Below are 5182 nucleotides of genomic sequence, written 5' to 3' on the forward strand. Positions count from 1 at the left end.
GGTCGGTGCGGGCGCGCCTGCGCGAGCAGCACGCGGTCCTTGACGCGCGCCAGGCGGCGATCGACGCCGCGCGCGAACGCGCCGCCGACGCCCGCGAGACGCTGCAACGGCGCGCCCACGCGCTGGTCCATCAGGAAAACGGCATGGCCGCCGCCTGAGGCGCCGCCGTATGAATCAAACCAAGGGGAATTCCGTCATGTTCAAAGCACTGCCCAAACTTGCCGTGGCGCTGGCCGCGGCCCTGAGCCTCAACCCGGCGGCCCACGCGGCGCCGGCCTATCCCGCCAAGCCGATCACGCTGGTGGTGCCGTTCGCGCCGGGCGGCACCGTCAATCTCATGGGGCGCCTGCTGGCCAACCGCATGTCCGAGGCGCTGGGGCAGACGGTGATCGTCGAGAACAAGCCGGGCGGCGGCGGCAGCATCGGCGCCAACTTCGTGGCCAAGGCGGCGCCGGACGGCTACACGCTGCTGCTGGCGACGATGGGGCAGCAGTCGATCCTGCCGCTGATTTCGAAGAACCTGCCCTACAACGCCGACAAGGACTTCGCGCCGGTTGCGCTGTTCTCGACGGTGCCGAACGTGCTGGCGGTGTCCAGGGACGCGCCGGCCGCGACGGTGGCCGAACTGGTGGCGTACGGCAAGGCCAATCCGGGCAAGCTGAACATGGCCTCGGCGGGCATCGGCTCGGTGAACCACCTGACCGGCGAACTGTTCATGTTCCGCTCGGGCGCCCGTTTCGAGCACGTGCCGTACCGGGGCGCGGGGCCGGCCACGTCGGACCTGCTGTCGGGCCAGGTGCAGGTGCTGTTCGCCAACCTGCCCAATGTGCTGCCGTACGTCAAATCGGGGCAGGTACGGGTGCTGGCGGTGGCCAGCGACAAGCGCAGCGCGTCGATTCCCGACATCCCGACGCTGGCCGAGGCCGGCGTCAAGGATGCGGTGGTGGAATCCTGGTACGGCGTGATGGCGCCGGGCGGCACGGACCCGCAGGTCATCCGCAAGCTGCAGGACACGGTGATCGCCATTGCCAATGACAAGGCGCTGCTGGGGCAGTTGGCGGAGCAGGGCGCGGTGCCGTTTCCCGGTGGCAGCGAAGACCTGGCCAAGCTGTCGGCCGAGGAGACGCGGCGCTGGAAGCAGATCATCGACAGCGCCAGGATCCAACTGGATTGAGGCGGGGCGTCCGGGCGCGGCGCCGGCGGCCGGTTGCGCGCGACCGGCCGTTTTGCTTTCTACAGCGCCATCACCATCTCATGCCACGCCATGCCGCCATGATCGGACGGCGACGGCCGCACGTACTGGTAGCCGAGCTTGCGGTACAGCGCGACGTGGCGCTCCTTGCACATCAGGTGGATGGTCCGCTTGCCGAGGCCGCGGGCCTGCTCGACGAAGGCTTCCATCAGACGCGTGGAATATCCCTTGCCCTGATGGGCGGGCTCCACCACGACCGACATGATCACCACGTTGGGGGCGTCGGGATCGTGGCCCACCAGTTCCTTGAAGGCCTCGTCGGCCATTACCACCTGGTGGGCGCAGCCGCTGTTGATGAAGCCGACGATGATGCCGTCCTCCTCGAGCAGCAGGAAGCCCTGCGGATACTGGGCGATGCGGGTGGCGATCTTGGCGTGGGTGGCGGCCTCGTCGCCTTCGTAGGCGGTGTTTTCGATCTCGAAGCAGCGGTCGGTGTCGGCGGGAGTGGGGGCGCGGAAAGTCAGGGAAGGCATGGGCGTGGCGGGAAGGCGGGCCGGTCAGGCTGATGGCAAAAGGGATATGGTAGCGGCTCCATGAAATGCATGCGCCGGAGCAAAAAAACGCGCATTCCCCGCGAGGGAATGCGCGAAATCGCTGTGCGGCGCGCGTCGGAAGTCCCGGCGCGGCGCCCCGCTGGCATGCGGTACTTCGGCCCGAGTCCGCGTACGTCTTGCGGAATCTCCTGGCAAGCTTAGATACTGTTAGTCTCGTGGCTATACCGTGCGTCTCATTTTTTGGTCGGAGACGCCGAATTTACTTTTTGTCATATTTGGCGTCCCGCTCCGTCCGCGCCATCCGCGCGGCAACCCGCAAGCATGAACCCGAGTGCTTACCCTGTCGGCCAACCACCGCGCATGCCACCCGCGATCGCCCACCATCATTTCGATGTGGCGGCGCAGGCGCCTGAGCGCCGGCTTTTGGCCTGGCGCGACCAGGTCGGGCACGTGGTCGACGTGCTGCCCAGCCGCGACGCGCTGCGGCAGCCTTTCAATGCATCCATCGACCGCTATCGCGCCGGCTCGCTGATGTTCACCGAGTGCCGTTCCGACGCCATGCAACTGGAACGTTCGCTGGTGCGCATCTCGCGCGACAACATCCGCGATTTCGCCTTGCACGTATTCCTGGAGGGCGGCGTTGACGAGGTGACGGTGCGCAATGGCTCGCGGCCCGCCGCCGATGGCGGCGCGGCGCGGGTGATGGCGCTGGACCTGGGCCAGCCGATGCGCATGCGGCGCCGGGCCTGCCGGCTGTTGACGCTGTTCGTGCCGGCGGATCTGGTGCAGGAGGTGTTCCCGGATCCGCAGGCGATCCACGGCCGCATGCTGCGTGACGCCATGCCGTTGGCGCGGCTGGCGATCGGGCAGGTCGCGGCGCTGGCGCAGTCGGTGCGGGGTCTGGACCGGGCGCGGGCCGAGGCCGACATCACGGCCTGTGCGCGTCTGCTGCTGGCCGCCTTCGGCAGGGAGGCGCGACTGGCGGGCAATGCGCGCGCCGCCGCACGGGCGGCGATGTTTGCCCAGGTGCGACGCCACATCCAGGCCAATCTGCACCAGGCCGGCCTGACGCCGGACTCGGTGATCCAGGCGCTGTGCCTGCCGCGGCCGACGGTGTACCGCCTGTTCCAGCACGAGGGCGGGCTGGGCGCCTATATCCGCCATCTGCGGTTGCGGCTGGCGGCCGAGGAATTGGTGCGCTATCCACATCTGGGCGTCATGGAAATTGCCTACGGGCTGGGGTTCGGCAGCGCTTCGGACTTTGCCCGCGCGTTCCGGCGCATCTACGACATGCCGCCGCAGGAATTCCGCGAGCAGTCCTGGCGCTGGCCCGAACGGGTCACGTTGCGGGCGTAGCGAGCGCGCAGACCTGCCGCACGCAGTCGCGCAGCCAGCGGTGCCCGGGGTCGGCATCCATGCGCGGATGCCAGAGCATCGAGATCGTCAGGCCGGGCGCCTGCACCGGCAGCGCGAAACTGTGCATGCCGGCGCGCAGGTTGGTGGTGTGGCGTTCCGGCACGCTGGCGATCAGGTCGGAGGCGCGCGCCAGGGCCAGCGCGTCGGAAAAGCCGGCGACGATGACCGTGATCTGGCGCGCCAGGCCGAGCGCGTGCAGCGCGTCGTCGATCGGCCCCTTGTCCAGGCCGCGGCGCGAGACCAGCACATGCTGGCCGGCGGCGTAGCGCGCCGCCGTGACCTTGCCTTTGGCCAGCGGATGGCCGGCGCGCACCACGCCGATGAATCGGTCGCGAAACAGCGCCCGCGTGCGGATCTCGGGGCTGCTGGCGGCGCCGATCACGCCGGTTTCCAGATCGGCGCTGCCGTCGCGCAGCGGGGTGCTGTCCTTGTCTGGCTTTTGCACGAAGCGCAGCCGCACGCCTGGCGCCTCGCGTTGGGCCAAGGCGATCAGCGCGGGCCCGAAGTATTCGACGAAGCCGTCGCTGACGCGCAGGGTGAAGCCGCGCGAGAGCTTTGCCGGGTCGAGCAGTTCGGCGGGGCACAGCACGGCCTGCGCCTCCTGTACCAGGCGGCTGACCTGGTCGCGCAGTTCCTGGGCGCGCGGCGTCGGCACCAGGCCGCGGCCGGCCCGCACCAGCAGCGGATCGCCGGTGGTCTCGCGCAGCCTCGCCAGCGCCCGGCTCATCGCCGAGGGGCTCAGGCGCAGGCGGCGGGCGGCGCGCGCGACATTGCCTTCGGTCAGCAGGACGTCGAGCGTGAGCAGCAGGTTGAGGTCGGGGCGGGACATGGCGCGACGGTATCACGGCGCGGCCATGAGATGGCGTCAAACGCACGAATAAAGTGCAAATGCTGCGTCTTCCGCCATGTGCCTGGCGGTCCTACGCTGGCGGCTGGGCTGTTCCGGCGCGCGCCGGACGGCCGTTTCCAACCGCTACGGACCTTCATGTCGCAATCCCTTCCGCATTCCGTCCCGGCCGCCCGCGCCGTCGCCTGGCCGCTGGCCAGCCTGGCCTTGTCCCTGTTGCTGGCCTCGCTGGGCACCAGTAGCGCCAACGTCGGCCTGCCGACCCTGGCGCGAGTCTTCGATGCGCCGTTTTCCCTGGTGCAGTGGATCGTGCTGGCCTATCTGCTGGCGATCACGCTGTGCGTCGTCGGCGCGGGCCGCCTGGGCGACCTGATCGGACGGCGGCGCCTGTTGCTGGCGGGCATCGCCGTGTTCACGGCGGCCTCGGCGCTGTGCGGACTGGCGTCTTCGTTGTGGCTGCTGCTGGCGGCGCGTGCGCTGCAGGGTGCGGGCGCCGCCGTGATGATGGCGTTGACGATGGCGTTCGTCGGCGATCTGCTGCCCCGGGAGCGGACCGGCAGCGCCATGGGGTTGCTGGGCACGATGTCGGCGGTGGGCACCGCGCTGGGGCCGACCCTGGGCGGCGCGCTGATCGCCGCGCTCGGTTGGCGCTGGATCTTCCTGGTGAACCTGCCGCTGGGCGTGTTGGCGCTGGCGCTGGCGCGCCGCCACCTGCCGGCGGACCGGGGCCGGGCGGGGGGCCGCGCGCGCTTCGATCTCGCGGGCACGTTGCTGCTGGCGCTGACGCTGGCGGCCTACGCCTTGGCGATGACGCTGGGCGGCGGCCATTTCGGCGCGCTCAATGCCGCCCTGCTGCTGGGCGCGGCTGGCGGCGGCTGGCTGTTCCTGCGTGCGGAGGCGCGCACCGCTTCGCCGTTGCTGCATCCGGCGATGCTGCGCCAACCGTTCCTGGCGGCGGGGCTGGCGATGAACGCGCTGGTGTCCACGGTGATGATGGCGACCTTGGTCGTCGGCCCGTTCTATCTGACCCAGGCGCTGGGGTTGAGCCCGGCGCGGGCCGGGCTGGCGATGTCGGCCGGGCCGCTGGTCAGCGCGCTGTGCGGCGTGCCGGCGGGGCGCCTGGTGGACCGCTGCGGCGCCGGGCGCATCACGCGCGCGGCGCTGGTCGCGCTG

General features: G+C 70.4%; 5 protein-coding genes. 3 read left to right on the top strand and 2 right to left on the bottom strand.

Annotated features, from left to right (window positions below; all coding sequences use genetic code 11):
* Positions 1-196: 196 nt before the first annotated feature.
* Entirely contained in the window at positions 197-1174 is a 978-nt protein-coding gene (locus tag HV783_RS29120; RefSeq protein WP_054502445.1) for a Bug family tripartite tricarboxylate transporter substrate binding protein, read from the top strand.
* A 59-nt stretch (positions 1175-1233) separates the two neighbouring features.
* On the opposite strand, the gene HV783_RS29125 is transcribed toward HV783_RS29120, so the two are convergent.
* Complete coding sequence (locus tag HV783_RS29125) at positions 1234-1725, bottom strand: GNAT family N-acetyltransferase (RefSeq protein WP_054502349.1); 492 nt, start codon at positions 1723-1725, stop codon at positions 1234-1236.
* A gap of 381 nt (positions 1726-2106) precedes the next feature.
* Between HV783_RS29125 and HV783_RS29130 the strand changes: the two genes are divergently transcribed.
* Positions 2107-3102 (top strand): AraC family transcriptional regulator, encoded by a 996-nt coding sequence (locus HV783_RS29130; protein WP_254604097.1) that lies wholly within the window; start codon positions 2107-2109, stop codon positions 3100-3102.
* On the opposite strand, the gene HV783_RS29135 is transcribed toward HV783_RS29130, so the two are convergent.
* Positions 3086-3991, bottom strand: coding sequence for a LysR family transcriptional regulator (locus HV783_RS29135; RefSeq protein WP_175190334.1), 906 nt, complete (start codon positions 3989-3991; stop codon positions 3086-3088). The genes HV783_RS29130 and HV783_RS29135 overlap by 17 nt on opposite strands.
* A 156-nt stretch (positions 3992-4147) precedes the next feature.
* Between HV783_RS29135 and HV783_RS29140 the strand changes: the two genes are divergently transcribed.
* The coding region (locus HV783_RS29140) for an MFS transporter (RefSeq protein ID WP_175190335.1) at positions 4148-5182 on the top strand (1035 nt) is incomplete at its 3' end.

Origin of the sequence: Achromobacter dolens (assembly GCF_902859745.1) — a bacterium.
Lineage (GTDB): Bacteria > Pseudomonadota > Gammaproteobacteria > Burkholderiales > Burkholderiaceae_B > Achromobacter > Achromobacter dolens.

Bases quoted from the DNA above. Each gene is read 5' to 3' on its own strand.
- HV783_RS29135 (WP_175190334.1), bottom strand. From the start codon at position 3,991: ATGTCCCGCCCCGACCTCAACCTGCTGCTCACGCTCGACGTCCTGCTG.
- HV783_RS29120 (WP_054502445.1), top strand. From the start codon at position 197: ATGTTCAAAGCACTGCCCAAACTTGCCGTGGCGCTGGCCGCGGCCCTG.
- HV783_RS29130 (WP_254604097.1), top strand. From the start codon at position 2,107: ATGCCACCCGCGATCGCCCACCATCATTTCGATGTGGCGGCGCAGGCG.
- HV783_RS29125 (WP_054502349.1), bottom strand. From the start codon at position 1,725: ATGCCTTCCCTGACTTTCCGCGCCCCCACTCCCGCCGACACCGACCGC.